21 protein-coding genes are annotated in these 18,324 nt (G+C 63.7%); 10 read left to right on the top strand and 11 right to left on the bottom strand.

Features of this window, described 5'->3' with window-relative positions; translation table 11 throughout:
- The first annotated feature begins 23 nt into the window (after positions 1–23).
- Positions 24–275 carry a hypothetical protein gene (locus tag ACVWZM_RS03545; protein WP_316397107.1) on the top strand — a complete coding sequence of 84 codons (252 nt, stop codon included), beginning with the start codon at positions 24–26 and terminating at the stop codon, positions 273–275.
- A 54-nt stretch (positions 276–329) separates the two neighbouring features.
- Positions 330–824, top strand: coding sequence for a septal ring lytic transglycosylase RlpA family protein (locus ACVWZM_RS03540; RefSeq protein ID WP_199805353.1), 495 nt, complete (start codon positions 330–332; stop codon positions 822–824).
- 93 nt (positions 825–917) lie between these two features.
- Here ACVWZM_RS03540 and ACVWZM_RS03535 read toward each other — a convergent pair whose 3' ends face one another.
- From ACVWZM_RS03535 to ACVWZM_RS03505, 7 genes are all read right to left on the bottom strand, one after another.
- Entirely contained in the window at positions 918–1,886 is a 969-nt protein-coding gene (locus ACVWZM_RS03535) for a zinc-binding dehydrogenase (protein ID WP_456851876.1), read from the bottom strand.
- Between the two features lie 171 nt (positions 1,887–2,057).
- On the bottom strand, positions 2,058–3,053 hold the full coding sequence (locus ACVWZM_RS03530) for an NAD(P)H-dependent flavin oxidoreductase (RefSeq protein ID WP_168858126.1): 996 nt from the start codon (positions 3,051–3,053) through the stop codon (positions 2,058–2,060).
- 246 nt (positions 3,054–3,299) lie between these two features.
- Entirely contained in the window at positions 3,300–3,734 is a 435-nt protein-coding gene (locus ACVWZM_RS03525) for a CBS domain-containing protein (protein WP_028331534.1), read from the bottom strand.
- A 302-nt stretch (positions 3,735–4,036) separates the two neighbouring features.
- On the bottom strand, positions 4,037–5,353 hold the full coding sequence (gene oxlT, locus ACVWZM_RS03520; RefSeq protein ID WP_028331533.1) for an oxalate/formate MFS antiporter: 1,317 nt from the start codon (positions 5,351–5,353) through the stop codon (positions 4,037–4,039).
- Positions 5,354–5,590: 237 nt separating this feature from the next.
- Positions 5,591–6,883, bottom strand: a complete 1,293-nt coding sequence (gene oxlT / locus ACVWZM_RS03515) for an oxalate/formate MFS antiporter (RefSeq protein WP_076833351.1) — start codon at positions 6,881–6,883, stop codon at positions 5,591–5,593.
- A 257-nt stretch (positions 6,884–7,140) separates the two neighbouring features.
- The gene (locus ACVWZM_RS03510) at positions 7,141–7,278 is read right to left on the bottom strand and encodes a hypothetical protein (protein WP_167350443.1); all 138 of its coding nucleotides are present in this window, start codon (positions 7,276–7,278) and stop codon (positions 7,141–7,143) included.
- A gap of 188 nt (positions 7,279–7,466) precedes the next feature.
- A complete protein-coding gene (locus tag ACVWZM_RS03505) occupies positions 7,467–7,625 on the bottom strand; it encodes a hypothetical protein (RefSeq protein ID WP_456851874.1) in 159 nt (52 codons plus the stop codon).
- Between the two features lies 1 nt (position 7,626).
- Here ACVWZM_RS03505 and ACVWZM_RS03500 point away from each other — a divergent pair, with 1 nt between their 5' ends.
- Entirely contained in the window at positions 7,627–8,421 is a 795-nt protein-coding gene (locus tag ACVWZM_RS03500; RefSeq protein WP_456851872.1) for a helix-turn-helix transcriptional regulator, read from the top strand.
- Between the two features lie 118 nt (positions 8,422–8,539).
- Here the strand turns inward: ACVWZM_RS03500 and ACVWZM_RS03495 are convergent, their stop codons facing one another.
- Positions 8,540–9,046, bottom strand: a complete 507-nt coding sequence (locus ACVWZM_RS03495; protein WP_456851870.1) for a DUF2147 domain-containing protein — start codon at positions 9,044–9,046, stop codon at positions 8,540–8,542.
- A gap of 133 nt (positions 9,047–9,179) precedes the next feature.
- Between ACVWZM_RS03495 and ACVWZM_RS03490 the strand changes: the two genes are divergently transcribed.
- Together ACVWZM_RS03490 and ACVWZM_RS03485 are read left to right on the top strand one after the other, a co-directional pair.
- Positions 9,180–9,737: a DUF2975 domain-containing protein gene (locus ACVWZM_RS03490; protein ID WP_159109482.1), complete on the top strand. Its 558-nt coding sequence runs from the start codon at positions 9,180–9,182 to the stop codon at positions 9,735–9,737.
- Positions 9,738–9,748: 11 nt separating this feature from the next.
- Positions 9,749–9,991, top strand: a complete 243-nt coding sequence (locus ACVWZM_RS03485; protein WP_057020304.1) for a helix-turn-helix domain-containing protein — start codon at positions 9,749–9,751, stop codon at positions 9,989–9,991.
- 101 nt (positions 9,992–10,092) lie between these two features.
- On the opposite strand, the gene frc is transcribed toward ACVWZM_RS03485, so the two are convergent.
- The 3 genes from frc to ACVWZM_RS03470 all read right to left on the bottom strand — a co-directional run bounded on the left by frc (position 10,093) and on the right by ACVWZM_RS03470 (position 13,947).
- Positions 10,093–11,370 (bottom strand): formyl-CoA transferase, encoded by a 1,278-nt coding sequence (gene frc / locus ACVWZM_RS03480; RefSeq protein WP_057020269.1) that lies wholly within the window; start codon positions 11,368–11,370, stop codon positions 10,093–10,095.
- A gap of 58 nt (positions 11,371–11,428) precedes the next feature.
- Positions 11,429–13,162, bottom strand: a complete 1,734-nt coding sequence (gene oxc / locus ACVWZM_RS03475) for an oxalyl-CoA decarboxylase (RefSeq protein ID WP_168858129.1) — start codon at positions 13,160–13,162, stop codon at positions 11,429–11,431.
- Between the two features lie 89 nt (positions 13,163–13,251).
- Entirely contained in the window at positions 13,252–13,947 is a 696-nt protein-coding gene (locus tag ACVWZM_RS03470; protein ID WP_050387017.1) for a GntR family transcriptional regulator, read from the bottom strand.
- 217 nt (positions 13,948–14,164) lie between these two features.
- On the opposite strand from ACVWZM_RS03470, the gene ACVWZM_RS03465 reads away from it, so the two are divergent.
- The 5 genes from ACVWZM_RS03465 (at position 14,165) to ACVWZM_RS03445 (ending at position 18,289) form a co-directional block, all read left to right on the top strand.
- Positions 14,165–16,294 (top strand): acetate--CoA ligase family protein, encoded by a 2,130-nt coding sequence (locus ACVWZM_RS03465; protein WP_456815907.1) that lies wholly within the window; start codon positions 14,165–14,167, stop codon positions 16,292–16,294.
- A gap of 274 nt (positions 16,295–16,568) precedes the next feature.
- Entirely contained in the window at positions 16,569–17,366 is a 798-nt protein-coding gene (locus tag ACVWZM_RS03460) for a sterol desaturase family protein (RefSeq protein ID WP_076833360.1), read from the top strand.
- Positions 17,353–17,730, top strand: a complete 378-nt coding sequence (locus tag ACVWZM_RS03455; protein WP_057020272.1) for a hypothetical protein — start codon at positions 17,353–17,355, stop codon at positions 17,728–17,730. The genes ACVWZM_RS03460 and ACVWZM_RS03455 overlap by 14 nt, the downstream gene beginning before the upstream one ends.
- Positions 17,731–17,742: 12 nt before the next feature.
- Complete coding sequence (locus tag ACVWZM_RS03450) at positions 17,743–17,940, top strand: hypothetical protein (RefSeq protein ID WP_024579640.1); 198 nt, start codon at positions 17,743–17,745, stop codon at positions 17,938–17,940.
- Between the two features lie 40 nt (positions 17,941–17,980).
- On the top strand, positions 17,981–18,289 hold the full coding sequence (locus ACVWZM_RS03445; RefSeq protein WP_076833594.1) for a DUF6166 domain-containing protein: 309 nt from the start codon (positions 17,981–17,983) through the stop codon (positions 18,287–18,289).
- Positions 18,290–18,324: the final 35 nt, after the last annotated feature.

The raw sequence follows: 18,324 nt of genomic DNA, 5'->3' as shown, positions 1-18,324 counted from the left end.
CACTTGCTTCGCGCCGCTTTGCTATGCGCACCTTCGCCGAAGATCGCGCGGATTTCCGCGATCGAGCGGGTGCGGAAGGTGACGCCGACACTCTTCACGCGCTGTCGAAGACAGCTCCATTCAGTCATTTTGCTGACGCAATCTCTGTTTTAGTCGAGCCAGAAACTGAAAAACACGGTGTGAGGGCCGCCCAGGTTCTCACGATGGTTCCACTGCCGGAACTGGCACGAATCCGCAAGGAATTGGCACGCGTAAACGCCTCCGCGTTCGCTTGACCATGTTTTGCGGCATCGGGAACCGGACGATCGAAGAAAATCAATCAAGGAGTTATGATGCTGTTCGGCTCGAGCGCCGCGATTTGCGGCGCCCTGGTTGCGCTCGCCTTTTCTGGCACCGCTGCTCGAAGTGAAATCGCTGCGGTTCATTCAAGCGCCGTCGTCAATGCCGCGTGTGGGGATGCAATCGTTGGCGCGGCATCCATGTACAATCCATTCAAGCCCGGCAAGGAGGAGGGCGGTCCGAGCACAGCCTCCGGCGAGCGCTATGATCACTCGGTCTGGGCGGCTGCCATCAAGACGAGTCTGCGCCGGAAGTTTGGTGGGGTCCAATTTGGCGCGAGGCCGAAATATGCCCTCGTCGAGGCCGTCGGCAAGAAGGTCATCGTGAAGATAAATGACGTGGGGCCACTCAGGCCTGGCCGCATCATTGACCTCAATGAGCGGACGATGCGCTATTTCGATCCAAGCCTGGAGCTCGGAGTCATCAGTGGCGTCAAGGTCAGCCCGCTTGCGGGGGACTATTGGATTCCCGGACCGGTCGGCTGAACATCGCACGCGAAAGAGCCAGGGCATAGCACGCGGCAAGCGCGGACCCGTTGGCTGATCCGCCCTTCACTCGCAAATCGCCGGAGCCTGCTGCTACAGCGTCACCACGATCTTGCCGAGGTGCTTGTTGGCTTCCATGTGTTCGAACGCCTTGCCGATGTCGGCGAATTTGTAGACCTGGTCGATCGGCAGCTGCAGCTTACGTGCCTCGACCGCGGGCCAGATGTCCTTGCGCACCTCCTCGAAGATCGCGCGGATCTCCTCGATCGAACGGGTGCGGAAGGTGACGCCGATATACTGGATGCGGCGCGCCGCGTGCAGGTCGAAGTTGAAGTCGCCATGGGTGCCGCCGAGCCGGCCGACATTGACGATGCGGCCCTTGACCTTGGTCGCCTTGAGGTTCTGGTTCGCGACCAGTCCGGAAACCTGGTCGACGATCAGGTCGACGCCTTCGCCTGATGTCGCCTGCAGCACCTGATCGACCCAGCCGGGATCCTTCGAGTCCACCGCGAGATCGGCGCCGAACTCCTTCAGTCGGCCGCGACGCATCGCGTCGGTCGATGAGCCCACCACGAGCTTGGCGCCCTTCAGCTTGGCGATCTGCATCGCCATCAGCCCGACGCCGGAGCTTGCGCCCTGGATCAGCACGCTCTGGCCCGGCTGCAGCGCGCCGTTGGTGACGACGGCGTTGTGCATGGTGGCGAGCGCAACGGGCAGGGTTGCGGCCTCGTCGAAATTCATGTTGGAGGGCGCGCGGAACAGCCGGCCGTGATCGGCCAGCGTGTATTCGGCGAATGCCGCGCCGCCGGAGCCCATGATCTTGTCGCCGACCTTGACGCCTTTGGCATCGGGGCCGAGCTCGGCGACCTCGCCGGCCCATTCCATGCCGAGCACGGTGCCGACGCCGCCGGCCGCGCCGTGGACATGGCCCTTGGTCATGCCGAGATCGGCGCGGTTCAGCCCGCAGGCATGGACCTTGACCAGCACCTGGGTGCCCTTCGGCACGGGCTTCGCAACGTCGGTGATTTCAGGGCCGTTAGGGCCGTAGACATAGGCTTTCATGGGCTTCTTCTCGTTGTGTCTAACGCGAGATGACTTGAATTCCGTCATCCTGAGGTGGCCGCTTTTTCAGCGGCCCTCGGAGGATGGACGGCCCGGCTGGTGGCCGTTGACCCTTCGAGACGCGCTTCGCGCTCCTCAGGGTGACGGATAACACTCGTGCTCCGCTCCGGCCTATTCCGCGGCCTGGCGCTTGGCGCCGGACATCATCGCTTCCAGCCGCTCGCGAATGATCGCTTCCGCTTCGTGGACGATGCGCGACACCAGCTCGGCGCAGGACGGAATGTCGTGGATCAGGCCCTGCACCTGGCCGGCCGACCAGATGCCTTCGTCGGCATCGCCTGACGCGTAGACCATCTTGCCGCGCGCGCCGGCGACCAGCTCGCGCACGTCCTCGAACTTGGCGCCTTCCTTCTCCATCTGCACGACCTTGGTCGAGATCGCGTTCTTGGCGACGCGCGAGGTGTTGCGCATGGTGCGGAAGATCAGCTCGGTCTCGCGCTCGTCATTGGCGACGATGCGTTCCTTCACCAGCTGATGGATCGGGCTCTCCCTGGTGCACATGAAGCGCGTGCCCATGTTGATGCCTTCGGCGCCGAGCGCGAGCGCTGCGACCAGGCCGCGCGCATCGCCGAAGCCGCCGGAAGCGATCATCGGGATCTTCACCTTGTCGGCGGCGGCGGGGATCAGGATCAGGCCGGGGGTGTCGTCCTCGCCGGGATGGCCGGCGCATTCAAAGCCGTCGATCGAGATCGCGTCGGCGCCCATCCGCTCGGCGGACAGCGCGTGGCGCACGCTGGTGCATTTGTGCAGCACCTTGATGCCGTGCTTCTTGAACTCGTCGACATGTTCCTGCGGCTTGTTGCCGGCGGTCTCGACGATCTTGATGCCGCTCTCGATGATGGCCTGGCGATACTCGGCGTAGGGCGGCGGCTTGATCGCGGGCAGGATGGTCAGGTTGACGCCGAACGGCTTGTCCGTCAGCTCGCGGCAGCGCGCGATTTCCTTGCGCAGATCGTCCGGCGTCGGCTGCGTCAGAGCGGTGATCATGCCGAGCGCGCCGGCATTGGCGACGGCGGCAACCAGCTCGGCGCGCCCGACCCATTGCATGCCGCCCTGCACGATCGGGTGGTCGACGCCGAACATCTCGGTGAAACGTGTCTTGATCATTCTGCCCTCGTTTCCATCAAAATTTTCCGTGGCGCGGACGGCGGCGCACGGTGTTGTTATGGGATGTCGAGGGAAGGATGCAGTCCTGTCCGGCAATTGTCTACCGGCGACCTGCGGCGCGCCCATGCGGAAATGACGGGCCGCGGCGGTCAGGCGAGGGCGGGACGGAAATCTTTCGTCATCTGTTCAGGCGCTGGTGATCGAACACGCAGCGCCTGGCTGAGAGCAACGCAAAGCAGGCGCTTGTTACGCCGGCACGGCGTCCTTCTTCGACGCGGCGGTCTCCTCGTCGAATGCGGCGGCGATGTCGCGCATGCTGACGACGCCGATCAGGCTGTAATTGTCGATGACGGGCACGTGGCGAATGTGGTGCTTGGTCATGAGATGACGGATGTGCTCGAGCGTGTCGCTCGATGTGCACGACACCAGCTGCTGCACCGACACGAACTGCGACACCTTCATGCTTGCGCCCGCCGCACCGTGCTCGGCGATCGCGCGCACCACGTCGCGCTCGGTGAACATGCCGACGGCGGTGTTACCCTCGGTGCGAACGACATCCTTGACCACGAGCGCGCTGATATTGCTGGCGCGCATCAGTTGCGCGGCGATCGCCACCGTCTCGTTCATGCGCACCGTGGCGACGCGGGGGGTCTTCTTGCGCAGGATATCTCCGACTTGCATGGCAACCTCCTTGGTTATCGTTGACTGGAGTCTGGTATACAAAATGCCAATTGTCAACGTGGCTGTCACAGAAATCTACCATCAGCAAAATGCTTAAATAGGCAGGTTTGCTGACATTTCCGACGATTGTGAGCGGCCGTGGGCGGCGCGGGCGATCTGCCGCACTAAACGTGGTGGCATCTGGCATCCCTGAGCTGGCAAAAAAGAGAAGAGGCGCACCGAAATGCGCCTCCATCAGTCTCCGGGGAAATGTCGGGACCAAGCGGTCCTGATCGGGTGGTCTTTAGCCAAGCCGTCTTGATTCAAGCCGTCTTGGCGCTCGTCGCGGTCTCTTCCGCGGCTGCAGCCTCGTTGCCGTTGATGAAGGCGCGGCGCATCGGCTTGATCACGAACAGCGCCATCAGCGCCGCAGTGGCGTTGAGGGCGACCGCGATCACGAACACCGCCTGCCAGCCATAGCTGGCGGCAACGATGCTGGCGGCAGGCACCAAGAGCGCTGCGGTGCCCTTCGCGGTGTAGAGCATGCCGTTGTTGGTGGTCGCGAACTTCGAGCCGAAGGTGTCGCCGCAGGTCGCCGGGAACAGCGAGTAGATCTCCCCGAACACGCCGAAATAGACCGCGGTCGCCAGCACGAACACCACCGGGTTGTGACCCCAGGTGGATAGCGTGAGCAGCATCAGCGCGCCGGTGCCGAACGCAATGAACATGGTGTGCTCGCGGCCGATATTGTCGGACACCCAACCGAAGAACGGCCGTCCGAAACCGTCGAAGATGCGGTCGAGCGAGATCGCAAAGGTCAGCGCGGCCATCTGGAAGCCGGCGAGCGTGACCGGCGTGTTCGCGATCTTGTAGTCGTGCGCGATCGGCGCGATCTGCGCCGCCGCCATCAGGCCGCCGGCGGCGACCATCACGAACACCAGATACATCACCCAGAAGATCGGGCTGCGCAGCACCTGCGGCGGCGTGAAGTCGACCTTGGTCTGCGGCAGATTGAGCTGCTTCTTCTTCGGCGGGATCGAGACCGCGGGCGGCTGGATGAAGAAGGCGAGCAGGAAGACGATCAATCCCTGTCCGATGCCGAAATCGAAGAACGCGGTCTGATAGCCGCTCGCGGCGATCATCTTTGCAATCGGCACCACCGTGAGCGCGGCGCCGGCGCCGAAGCCGGCCGCGGTTGCGCCGGCGGCGAGGCCGCGGCGATCGGGAAACCACTTCAGCGCGTTGCCGACGCAGGTGCCGTACACCGCACCGGCGCCGATGCCGCCGAACACGGCGGCGGTGTAGAGCAGGGCGAGCGAGTCGGCATAGGAGTTCAACACCCAGGCGAGCGCGATCATGATGCCGCCGAACATGATGACGAGCCGCGGGCCGTATTTGTCGACGAACCAGGCCTCGACCGGCACCAGCCAGGTCTCGGTCACCACGAAGATCGTGAAGGCGAACTGGATCGCCGCGCGGCCCCAGTGATGCGCGCCGTCGATCGGATCGACGAACAGCGTCCAGCCATATTGCAGGTTCGCGATCATCGCCATGCAGACGATGCCCATGACGAGCTGCAGCCAGCGGAAGCCGCTGGACGAAGGTTGAGCTTGTGTGACGGCAGTATTGCTGGAAACCATCAAGTCCTCCCGAGCGCGCTGGTCTTGTGACCGAGTGTCGCAATTATTGTGGCGTATCGTCGCAAGCGCCCGGCGGAAGTTGGTATACTATATTCCAGAAAGCAAGCCCTTCATTCCGCTGCAACGCAGCAAATCTGACATTCGACGCGCCGGTCCTGACGGCATCTCGTGGCCAGCCAAAATGAAAAGCGCCCGGCTTTTGGCCAGGCGCTTCGCAGGCTGTGGTGAGGCGGTTGCTCAAGCCGTAGCCGATTTCGCGACCACGATTTTTCGCCAGGGCTTGAGCAGCATGATCGCGAGCAGCGAGGCGAGGATGTTGGCGCCTGCCGCGATGATGAACACCTTGTCCCAGTTGCCCGACGATTGCTGCATGTAGTTGGCGATCGGCACCAAGAGCGCCGCGGTGCCCTTCGCGGTGTAGAGCAGGCCCGCATTCGTGGTGGCGAACTTGGCGCCGAACGTATCGGTGCAGGTCGAGGGGAACAGCGAGTAGATCTCGCCCCAGGCAAAGAACACGAAGCCCGAGAGCAGCACGAACCAAACCGGGTCGTGTCCCCAGAGGTAGAGCATCCAGATGCCGATGCCTTCCATGCCGAAGGCGATGAACATCGTGTTCTCGCGGCCGATCATGTCGGAGATCCAGCCGAAGAACGGACGCGTCAGGCCGTTGAGGACGCGGTCGATGGTTGCCGCGAAGGTGACGGCCGTCATCGTCACCGCCATCAGCGTGACTGGCACGCTGTCGACCTTCCAGTCGACCGCGATCGGCTTCAGGTTCGCCGTCACCATCAGGCCGCCGGCGCCGACGATCACGAACATGAAGTACATCAGCCAGAAGATCGGCTGCCGCAGCACTTCGGTCGGCTGATAGTTACGCCGGGTCTGGATGATGTTGGCGTTCGCCACGACGGCCGGCACCTGTCCGGCCTTCGGCGCCAGCAGGAAGAAGGAGAGCAGCACGATGATGATGCCCTGGCCGAGACCGAAATAAAGGAAGGTGGTCTGGAAGCCGGAGTCCTTGATCATCGCCTGGATCGGCGCGACCGTGAGCGCCGAGCCTGCGCCGAAGCCGGCAGCGGTGATGCCCGCGGCAAGTCCGCGCTTATCCGGAAACCATTTCAGCGCGTTGCCGACGCAGGTGCCGTAGACGCCGCCGGCGCCGATGCCGGCGATGATCATGCCGAGATAGTAGCCGTTCAGCGACGTCGCCTGGGCGTTGATCGCCCAGCCGAGTGCGCAGAGGATGCCGCCGACCAGCACGACGATGCGCGGACCGTATTTGTCGACGAACCAGCCTTCGACCGGCACCAGCCAGGTCTCGAACAGCACGAACAGCGTGAAGGCCCATTGGATCGATGCGCGATCCCATCCGAATTTCTTCTGGATGTCGGGGACGAAGAATGTCCACCCGTATTGATAATTTGCGATCATCACCATCGCGGCGACGCCGATCGCGAGTTGCATCCAGCGATAGGTGTCGCTGACACGCGCGGCCGCGGGGGCCGCAGTTGCCTGAACCATGTCCGACATAGATCCTCCCAGTGCGCCCCTTGTCGTTGCTTATGAGCGCGCGATGGCCATCTTGGTATCCGATATGCCAAGGTTCAAGCTGTCGCAGGGGCAGCGCGCGCTTATGCCGCACAGGACTCAGCCCGGGCACCCCGGGAGAGTAGTTCAGCGCGCAAGGAAATGGCCCCGAAAATCGGGGCCATTGGTCGAAGGTTCAATGTCAGGTCGCATCTTGCGACGAAAGCTGCATCGGCGGAGAGCGCCGGAAATCCCTTGGCTTAGAGGCCGAAGCGCGGCAGGTCGCCGTTGCGATTCGAAATCTCCGCGCTCTTCATCAGCAGGCGGTCGATCGAGGCCAGCAGGCGGCCGAACAGGGTGGAGGAGGGCGCGAGCGTCAGTACAGTGGTCTTGGACATTGGTGTCCCCTTTCATTGGAGGCCAGCAATGGGCCGGCTCATCATCTGCAGTCAAACTATGTATACCAGATGCCAGATACAACGGATTTGTTTGCATGGCAGCATGCACGACTGTGCAATGCAGCAAAATCGGCGGATCGGATTCCGGATCGGCGTGGATGGGGCGGGAGCCAGGCGGCGACGCCGGGTCAGAATTTCCAGCTAAAACTGGCCTTTACCGAGTGGTCCTGGACCCGGTCGGCAAGCTGGCCGACATAGGCGATGCCGATGCTGGCCTGCGGTGTGACCCGCAGGTCGAGGCCGCCTTCGACCAGTGCCGCGTTCCGCGCCAGCGGCACGCCGGCCACGGTGAATCCGGTTCCCAGGCCCTGGAACGCGAGCGCCGATCGGGGTCACGTCGCCGAAGGCGTACTGCCAGGCCACCGCCTGTTCGCCGGCGTCGGCCGCCTGGTCGATGTGGAGGTGGTGAGCTTCACCGAGTTCCATCGTCCGAGCTGGGATTTCCGGTCGTTGATTTCGGTCGGCGACGATCCGGAGGTTCGTGCCCGCGGCATGCAGGCGTTTGCGAAGCACATGCACTCGCATCCGTTCTGGCAGCACGATCCGGCGTTCTATGGCGAACGCGCGCTGCGCGAGTCGGATTTCTTCAGCGACGAGGAATTCGTCGAGCTGCCGATTGCCAAGGAGGTGTTCCTGCCGTCGGGGGCGCGGCGGATCATGGGGATCGCGTTCGAGCACGCCGGTTATGTGGTCACGGTTGTCGGGCATCGCGTGGTGGGACGGCCGGCGTTCAGCGACGAGGAGCGCGACCGGATGCAGGGTTTTCGTCCGCACATCCTACGCGGCTACCGCCAGGCGCAGGAGCGAACGCTGGCGGCGCTGACACCGAGCGACCGCCTGCGTCTGGCATTTCCCGCGCTGACGCCGCGCCAGATCGAGGTGGCGTCGTGGATCGCGCAGGGCAAGTCGAACGAAGAGATCGCGGGCATCCTCGGCGTCGGGCTCGATGCCGTGAAGGCGCACGTCAAGGCGATCAACAGCAAGATCGATTCCGACAGCCGGCGCGCCGCGATCGTCATTGCCCACACCACGCCGCCCTTCGCCGATCTGCCGCCGTTGTGGAAGCTCAGCGTGGAAGGCTGAGGGCGGGCAGCGAGTTCATAAAAGAAGGCCGCCCAAATGCGGCGGCCTCGAGTGAGCGGGTTTGCTTTTCTTCTTGGCCGATGAAGGGTCGGGGCCAAGTCCCTTCACCGCATTCGCTTCACCGCGTCCAGTCTTCGCCGGCGCACAGCGTTCCCATGCAGCCGCGAACGTTCAGCGTGCCCGGCGAGACCAGCGTCACCGAGCTCTCATAGGTCTTGCCGTCGTCGGCGTTGTAGATCCGGCCGGCCCATTTGTTCGGGCCGGCGGGCTGCATGTTGATGAACAGCGACATGCCTATGACCGGTCGGGTGCGCTGCGCGCGATCGGAGTTCTTGTCGTCGAGCTGCGGCTTGCCGGTGGCCCTGTCTGTCGGCTCCTTCAACCAGACGACGCGGCCGCACAGCGCGCTGCCGCAGCGCTGGACCTTGATCCTGGCGTCGCCGGATTGGGTCAGCCAGACGCCGGCCGGATCGTTGGCCTTGTCGCTCGCCTTGGCGGCATCGGCGGGGCTGCCGAGCAGCGGGATGTGGAACGCGGCCACGATCAGGCGGCGCGTGAGGTGAGCGTGGATCAATTGCTTCAGAGCCTTGCGCAGGCCGTTTTGGTCCGGGATTACCGTCATCATCCACCTTCTTCATGAAAAATTTCATGATAAACATGAAATAAATCACGCTTAAGGTTGAGTCAATGACATTGCCTGGGCATGATGCAATCCGGCCGTACCGGCTTTTTGGCAAAGAATTTTTCGGATGGGTGCGATGGGGAAATCGGTTCGTGAGCAGCGCCAGCTCTGGTTTCGCAGGCTCGATCGGGCGTTCTGGTTGATCTGGGCGGCACTGCCGGTGGTGCTGTGGCTGGCCTATTACCGCACCACCACGGCGTCGGCGACGATCGCCGAGAGCCTGATCGGCGAGCAGGCGAAGTGCGCCAGCATCGTCGCCAACCCGCTCACCATGTCGGCCAAGGGCCAGGTGCTGTTCTGGTCGCTGTTCGCGCTTGGGGTATCGTTTTACGCCGTGCTGATCGGCATCCTACATCGCATGGTGAACCGATTCGCCAACGGACGGATCTTCGTGTCCGAAACGCTGCAGGGTGTCTGGTGGATGGGGATCTTCCTGGTGGTCTGGCCGTTTGTGGATACGATCACGACCATCGCGGTGACCTATGCGCTGTATCAGCTTGGCGACATCAAGTTCTTCCTGCCGAGCTACGGCGTCGACGTCGGCACGGTCGCAGGCGGCGTGTTCCTGATGGCGCTGAAATTCGTGATCGAGCAGGCCATCCTGTTGCAGTCCGAAAACGATCTGACGATCTGAGGGTGATGCTTGTGCCCATCGTGGTGAACCTCGATGTCATGCTCGCAAAGCGCAAGCGCCGCCTCGGAGACCTCGCGGACGCGATCGGCATTTCGATCCAGAACCTGTCGATCCTGAAGACCGGCAAGGCGAAAGCGATGCGCTTCTCGACGCTGTCGGCGATCTGCCGCGAGCTGGACTGCCGGCCGGGCGATATCCTGGAATATGTGCCGGGCGATGAGGGCGGCGAAGGCGAGAGCGGCGAGGGCGGTTGATCCGGCGTGCGGTCGACAGCGGCGCGGGACCGCAAGTTCCTCCCAAAACAAAATGGCCGCGGTTGCCCGCGGCCATTCGTGTTTCTGCTTGAGCGCTGCCTTTACTCGGCCGCCTGCTTGCGCGGCGGGTCGAGCGCGCCGGAGTCGTGGATCTCGGCGACCTGGTGATCGCTGAAGCCGAGCACCTCGCGCAGGATCTCGTCGGTGTGCTCGCCGAGCAGCGGCGAGCGCTGAACGTCGCTCGGCGAATCCGAGAGCTTGATCGGGTTGCCGACCGAGACGTACTTGCCGCGGGTCGGATGATCGACCTCGACCACGGTGCCGGTCGCGCGCAGCGACTGGTCTTCGGCGATCTCCTTCATCGACAGGATCGGACCGCAGGGGATGTCGTCCTTGTTGAGGATCTCCATCGCCTCGAACTTGGTCTTGGTCATCGTCCACTGCTCGATGCGGGCGAAGATCTCGTTGAGGCGCGGCAGGCGGGCCGGCGGCTTGGCGTAGTTCGGATCGGTCTTCCAGGTCGGCTCGCCGATCACGTCGCAGATCTTCTCCCAGACCGGGGCCTGGGTGATGAAGTAAATGTAGGCGTTCGGATCGGTCTCCCAGCCCTTGCACTTCAAGATGCGGCCGGGCTGGCCGCCGCCGGAATCGTTGCCGGCGCGCGGCACGGCATCGCCGAACGGAATGCCTTCGCCGAACTGGCTGTATTCCTTCAGCGGACCGTGGGCGAGCCGCTGCTGGTCGCGCAGCTTGACGCGGGCGAGGTTGAGCACGCCGTCCTGCATCGCGGCGGTGACGCGCTGGCCCTTGCCGGAGTGGGTGCGATGGTACAGCGCGGTGACGATGCCGAGCGCGAGATGCAACCCGGTGCCGCTGTCGCCGATCTGCGCGCCGGTGACCAGCGGCAGGCCGTCGCGGAAGCCGGTGGTCGAGGCAGCGCCGCCGGTGCACTGCGCGACGTTCTCGTAGACCTTGCAGTCCTCATACGGGCCGGGGCCAAAACCCTTGATCGAGGCGACGATCATCTTCGGGTTGATGGCCTGGATCTTCTCCCAGGGGAAGCCCATGCGATCGAGCACGCCGGGGCCGAAGTTTTCGACCAGCACGTCGCACTGCTTGATCAGCGCGGTCAACACTTCCTTGCCCTTCGGGTTCTTGGTGTCGAGCGTGATCGAGCGCTTGTTGTGATTCAGCATGGTGAAATACAGGCTGTCCACGTTCGGGATGTCCTGCAGCTGGCCGCGCGTGATGTCGCCGACGCCGGGACGCTCGACCTTGATCACGTCGGCGCCGAACCAGGCCAGCAATTGCGTGCAGGTCGGACCCGACTGGACGTGGGTGAAATCGAGAATGCGAACGCCCTTCAGCGCCTTGGTCATAATGTTTGCTCCGTACTCTATATGCCCCTGCACCCGCAGGGAGTGATGGGGGTTAGGGTTACTTCTTCTTCTGCAGAACGCTCTGCGGATTGAGGTTGCCGATGCGGCCGCTCTCCGAGCCCGCCGCCGGATCGATCACCGCGTTGATCAGAGTCGGCTTGCCGGAATCCAGCGCTGCATTGACCGCGCGCTTCAACTCGTCCGGCGAGGTGGCGTTGACGCCGACGCCGCCGAAGGCTTCCATCATCTTGTCGTAGCGCGAGCCCTTGACGAACACGGTGGTCGCCGGATCGTCGCCGGCGCTGTTGACGTCGGTGCCGCGATAGATGCCGTCATTGTTGAAGATCACGACGCAGATCGGCAGCCTGTAGCGGCAGATGGTCTCGATCTCCATGCCCGAGAACCCGAACGCGCTGTCGCCTTCGACCGCGAGCACGGGCAGGCCGGTCTCGACCGCAGCGGCGATCGAATAGCCCATGCCGATGCCCATCACGCCCCAGGTGCCGACGTCGAGCCGCTTGCGCGGCTTGTGCATGTCGACGACGCCGCGGGCGAGGTCGAGCGTGTTGGCGCCCTCGTTGACGAAGATGGTGTCCGGACGTTCCGCGATGATGGCGCGCAGCGCGCCGAGCGCGCCATGGTAATCCATCGGCGAAGCGTTGCTCATCAGCTTCGGCGCCATCTTGGCGACGTTGTCGTCGCGCTTCTTGCTGACGGTCGAGAGCCAGTCGGACGGCGCCGCGGTCCAGTTCGCGCCCATGGCGTCGAGGAACGCCGACACGCAGGAGCCGATATCGCCGACCACGGGGGCGACGATCTCGACGTTGGAATCCATTTCCTTCGGCTCGATGTCGACCTGGATGAACTTCTTCGGGGCTTCGCCCCAGGTCTTGCCCTTGCCATGCGAGAGCAGCCAGTTGAGGCGGGCGCCGATCAGCATCACGACGTCGGCTTCCTTCAGCACCGTCGAGCGCGCCGCACCCGCGCATTGCGGATGCAGATCGGGCAGCAGGCCCTTGGCCATGCTCATCGGCAGGAACGGCACGCCGCTCTTCTCGACGAAATTCTTGATCGCCTCGTCGGCCTGCGCGTAGGCCGCGCCCTTGCCGAGGATGATGAGCGGACGCTTCGCGCTCTTCAGGACGTCCAGCGCGCGCTTGACCGAAGACGGGGAGGGGATCTGCTCGGGCGCGGCGTCGATCACCTTGACCAGCGACTTCTGGCCGGCGTCGGCGTTCATCACCTGCGAGAACAGCTTTGCGGGCAGGTCGAGATAGACGCCGCCCGGACGGCCCGACACCGCGGCGCGGATCGCGCGCGCGAGGCCGATGCCGATGTCCTGGGCGTGCAGCACGCGGAACGCGGCCTTGCACAGCGGCTTGGCGATCGCGAGCTGATCCATCTCTTCATAGTCGCCCTGCTGCAGGTCGACGATCTCGCGCTCGGACGAGCCCGAGACCAGGATCATCGGGAAGCAGTTGGTGGTGGCGTGGGCGAGCGCGGTGAGGCCGTTGAGGAAGCCGGGCGCCGACACCGTGAGGCAGACGCCGGGCCGCTTGGTCAGGAAGCCGGCGATCGAAGCCGCGTAGCCGGCATTCTGCTCGTGGCGGAACGACAGCACGCGAATGCCCGCCGCCTGGGCCATGCGGCCCAGGTCCGTGATCGGGATACCCGGCACACCATAGATGGTGTCGATGCCGTTGAGCTTGAGCGCATCGATGACGAGATGGAAGCCATCGGTCAGTTCTTGCTCGGTGCCCGGTGCCTCGGACTTCGTAGCGGTATTCAGCATCGGCATCGTCTCCCTGGTCGTTCTTTGTTCGGACGATCTGATTGTCGTCTGAAGCGGGTGTGGACTCTCAAATTTAAGTGAACGGTTCTCTACGTGAATAATTCTTGGCCGTGCGCCTCGACGTAGGCGGCAAGCCCAAGCGTGTGGTCGCGCGCGCGCTTCTCGGCAAGCTCGGTGTCGCGCGCTTCCAGCGCCTCGATGATCCCGAGATGCTCGGGCAGCGAGGTCGCGGTGCGGTCCTTGCGGCCGATCGTGAGCTGGCGATAGCCGCGCACATGCAGCAGCAGGTCATTGGTGAGGTCGACCAGAACAGGCGATTCCGACAGCGAGATCAGCGCCTGGTGGAAGGCGATGTTGGCCTTGGAATATTCCTCGACGTGATCCTGCGGCAGGCGATCGTCGCTGAAGTCCTTGAAGAAGTCGCGCAGCGCCGAGATGTCCTTCTTGCGCGCGGTGGTCGTGATCAGGCGCGCCGCCATGCTCTCCAGCGCCGCCCAGGCGCGGATCATGTCGACGATCTCCGCCTTGGTACGGCGGACCACGACGATGCCGCGGCGCGGCACGGTTTTCACGAATCCGTCCTGCTCGAGCATCGCGATCGCTTCGCGGATCGGCGTGCGGCTGACGCCGAGGCGCTCGGACAGTGCGCGCTCGTCGAGCATCACCGGCTCCGGCGTCGCGTAGATGTCCATCTTCAGGATCGCTTCCTTCAAGGCCTCATAGGCCTTGTTCTTGAAGCTCGTCTCCGGCGCGATCCGGACGATGGCGATATCTGTGTCAGCCATGGTGGGCGACGCCTTGGTCTGTTTCGGTTCTGGCACGACTCGTCTCCTCCTCTTGGAGACGTCTTCTTAGCAGAAGAAATTACCTTAGATTTTTGGCATGCCAAATACCAGAATGTCAAGCTGCCTATATTTTTCGATCTTTTTGGACCTCAACCGACCTTGACAATTGCGTTTTTGGCATACCAAATGCCACGAAATCTGTCCCAGGAGGAAGCCAATGTCAAATTCGAAGGATGCGGTCCGCAAAATTCTCGATGCGGTCAGGGCCGACAAGCGCACGAGCCTCACCGCGCCCGAAGGCAAGGTGGTTTGCGACGCCTACGGCATTCCGGTGCCGAAAGAGGGTGTCGCCAAGTCGGCGGCCGAGGCCGCCCGCATCGCCTCCGACATGGGCTTCCCGGTCGTGATGAAGATCGTCTCGCCCGACATCCTCCACAAGACCGAGGCCGGCGGTGTGGTGGTCGGCGTCAAGAGCGCCGCCGAGGCCGAGAAGAGCTACGAGACGATTCTCGCCAACGCCAGGAAGTACAAGGCCGATGCCAAGATCGAGGGCATCCAGGTCCAGCAGATGCTGGGCGGCGGCACCGAGGTGATCGTCGGCTCGATCACCGACGGCTCGTTCGGCAAGCTGGTCGCCTTCGGTCTCGGCGGCGTGCTGGTCGAAATCCTCAAGGACATCACCTTCCGCCTCGCGCCCGCGACCAAGGACGATGCGCTGTCGATGCTCGACGGCATCCAGGCGCATGAGATGCTGAAGGGTGTGCGCGGCGGCGAGGCGGTCAATCGCGAGGCGCTCGCCGACGTCATCATCAAGGTGTCGCAGCTGGTCAGCGATTTCCCCGAGATCGTCGAGCTCGACCTCAACCCGGTGTTCGCCACCAGCAAGAACGCGATCGCGGCCGACGTCCGCATCGTCGTCGACTTCAACTACAAGCCGCGCCCGGCGCCGCGTCCGACCGAAGAGATCGTCGCCGCGATGAACCGAATCATGCAGCCGAAGGGCGTTGCTGTGATCGGCGCCTCCGCCGAGGACGGCAAGATCGGCAACTCCGTGATGAAGAACCTCATCAACGGCGGCTACAAGGGCGAGATCTATCCGATCCACCCCAAGGCCGACGAGATCCTCGGCTACAAGGCCTACAAGAGCGTCAAGGACGTGCCCGGCGTGATCGACACGGCGGTGTTCGCGATCCCGGCGAAATTCGTCGCCGGCGCGCTCGCCGAATGCGGCGAGAAGAAAATCCCCGGCGCGGTGCTGATTCCCTCGGGCTTTGCCGAGGCCGGCGCGCCGGAATTGCAGGCCGAGATCGTCGAGGTCGGCAAGAAGTACAATATCCGCCTGATGGGGCCGAACATCTACGGCTTCTATTATACCCCGGCCAATCTCTGCGCCACGTTCTGCACCGCCTATGACGTCAAGGGCCACGCCGCGCTGTCGTCGCAGTCGGGCGGCATCGGCATGGCGATCATCGGCTTCTCGCGCTCGGCCAAGATGGGCGTGTCGGCGATCGTCGGCCTCGGCAACAAGTCCGACATCGACGAGGACGATCTGCTCGCCTTTTTCGAGCAGGATCCCAACACCAACCTGATCGCGCAGCACTGCGAGGACCTGAAGGATGGCCGCGCCTTCGCGGAAGCCGCCAAGCGCGTCTCCAAGAAGAAGCCGGTGGTCGTGCTCAAGGCCGGGCGCACGTCTGCGGGCGCGAAGGCGGCCTCGTCGCATACCGGCGCGCTCGCCGGCAACGACAAGATCTACGAGGACGTGTTCAAGCAGTCGGGCGTGATCCGCGCCCGCAGCCTGCGGCAGCTGCTCGAATTCGCCCGCGGCGTGCCGGTGCTGCCGACGCCGAAGGGCGAGAACGTGCTGATCATCACCGGCGCCGGCGGCTCCGGCGTGCTGCTCTCCGACTCCGTGGTCGACAACGGCCTGTCGCTGATGCAGATGCCGCCGGACCTCGATGCGGCGTTCCGCAAGTTCATCCCGCCGTTCGGCGCGGCCGGAAATCCTGTGGATATCACCGGCGGCGAGCCGCCGATCACCTACGTCAACACGGTCAAGCTCGGCCTGTCGGATGAGCGCATCCACGCGCTGATCCTCGGCTACTGGCACACCATCGTGACGCCGCCGATGGTGTTCGCGCGCAACATGGTCGAGGTGAAGAAGGAGATGGAGGCCAAGGGCTTCGTCAAGCCGATCGTCGCCTCGCTCGCCGGCGACGTCGAGGTCGAGGAAGCCGCCGAGTATCTCTACCAGAACGGCATCCCGGCCTACGCCTATTCGACCGAACTCCCGGTCGAGGTGCTCGGCGCCAAGTACAAGTGGGCGCGCGGCGCGGGCCTGCTCTGACCTTCTGATCTGTCGAATACCACAGGCCGCCTCGGACACCGTCCGGGGCGGCTTTTTTTCATGGGGGCGCTTCCGTCCGAGCCTTCGCCGGGGTGGGCGGGCAGGGCGCAACCCGCCTGACCGTTCGAATCCAGCCAGGCCTTCCTGCTCCGTCTTGCGTGGGTTCCGCGCGCCGATCCCTTTTCCTGACCGCTTCCGGCCCACCAAGGCAGCTTGCCTTTGGCATCTGATGTGCTACTGATATATCAGATCAGGAATGACGGAGGGACCCGCGATGGAGTTGGCTGCAACAGGGATGACCGACCGCCAGCGCAAATATCGCGCGACCTACCGCGAGCGCGTGGTGGGCTGGTACAATGGCTGGCTGCATGTCGTGCTGATCTACACGATCGGCTTCACGGCGCTGTACGTCTATCTGGCCAATGTGCACGACGTGAAATGGTGGGAATACCTCACCATTCCCGTGGTCTTCCTGATCGCAAACTTCTTCGAATGGGCGGTGCATCGCTTCGTCATGCACCGGCCCTCGAATGTGCCCTTGCTGCGCGCGATCTACAGCCGCCACACGCTGATGCACCATCAGTTCTTCACCGAGGAGGAGATGCGCTTCGCCGATCATCACGACTGGCGCGTCACCTTCTTCCCGCCCTATGCGCTGGTGGTGTTTACTCTGATGTCGATCCCGCCGGCGATCGTCGCGGGCCTTGTGATCTCGGCCAACACCGGCTGGCTGCTGATCACCACGACGACCTCGATGTACCTGATCTACGAGTTCATGCATTTCTGCTGCCACGTCGAGGAAAATGCCTTCGTGCGCAACATGCCGTTCGTCAACACCATCCGCCGGCATCATACCGCCCATCACAACCAGTCGATCATGATGGAGCGGAACATGAACCTGACCTTCCCGGTGATGGACTATGTGTTCGGCACCTCCGATCTCAATCGCGGCCTGCTTGGCCACATCTTCAACGGCTACAGCACGCGCCATGTGAAGACCGACATGCGCCGGACGGCGCGGACGCCGCGGGTCATGGCGAAGGAGCAATCGGTGCCGCATGCCGCAGCTTGAGCCCAATCTCGCCGGTCTCGCCTGGTTCGGCCTGCTGTGGAGCGTGTGCTGCATCGGCTTCCTGCAACTGGCCGGGATGTACCCGCTGCGCGGGCGCGCCGTCCTGCCGGTGACGATGACCACCGCATTGTGGGTGATGCTGCTCGCCGGCACGCTGGCATTCGCGCTGGCCGAATTGCGCTGGACCACAATCGTTGTCGTCGGCGGCGTGCTGTTCTTGTTTCTACCCGGGCTGTTTCAGGCGCTGCCGGAATGGTGGCGCGACGGACGCGCGGGATTGCGGCTGTCCTGTTGCGCCATGATCGCCGCGCTCGCGCTGCTGGTCCGCGTCGCCGCGCCGTCCTTTTCCACGTGGATAACCTGAAGGGAGGTCTCGATGCCAAGCCACATCAAGCTCATGCTGTCGCTGGCCTGCCTCGCCACGGCAGCCTGCGGATACTTTTTCATGGTCTATCTGGGCCAGCAGGGACCGAGCTATGCGGTCGCCTTCCTCGGCGTGTTCGCCACGGTCGCGATGTGGATCTTCCCCGAGGTCGTCAAGAAGGACCTCAAGATGCGTCCGCCGGGATCCTGACCGAGCTCCTGATATGATGCTGCAGCACAGGGAGGATCCGATGGCGAGCTATACCGGGGACCGCACCATCGACGGCATTTCGGTGCTGGTCGACGGCAAGCCGCTGTCACCGCATTACGACCAGCTTCGTCTCACCGAGCACGGGTTTGAATGGAGCTACGAGGGGCCCGAGCCGGCACAACTGGCCTTCGCGCTGCTCTATGACCATCTGCACGATGCCGCTGCCGCGAAAGCGCTGCACGAGCCGTTCATGCGGCGCGTCGTCGCCAATTTCGACAATGAATGGGAGCTCTCTTCGGCCGATCTCGACGAAGCGGTCGCGGCGCTGCGCTCCGGACAGACGGCCTGAGCCCGTGCTGATGCCCCCGGCAGAGAATTCCTGAG

It is taken from the genome of Bradyrhizobium sp. USDA 4501 (assembly GCF_054062115.1).
The sequence above is the reverse complement of the archived record's forward strand: the minus strand, read 5'-3'. Positions and strand labels throughout refer to the sequence as shown.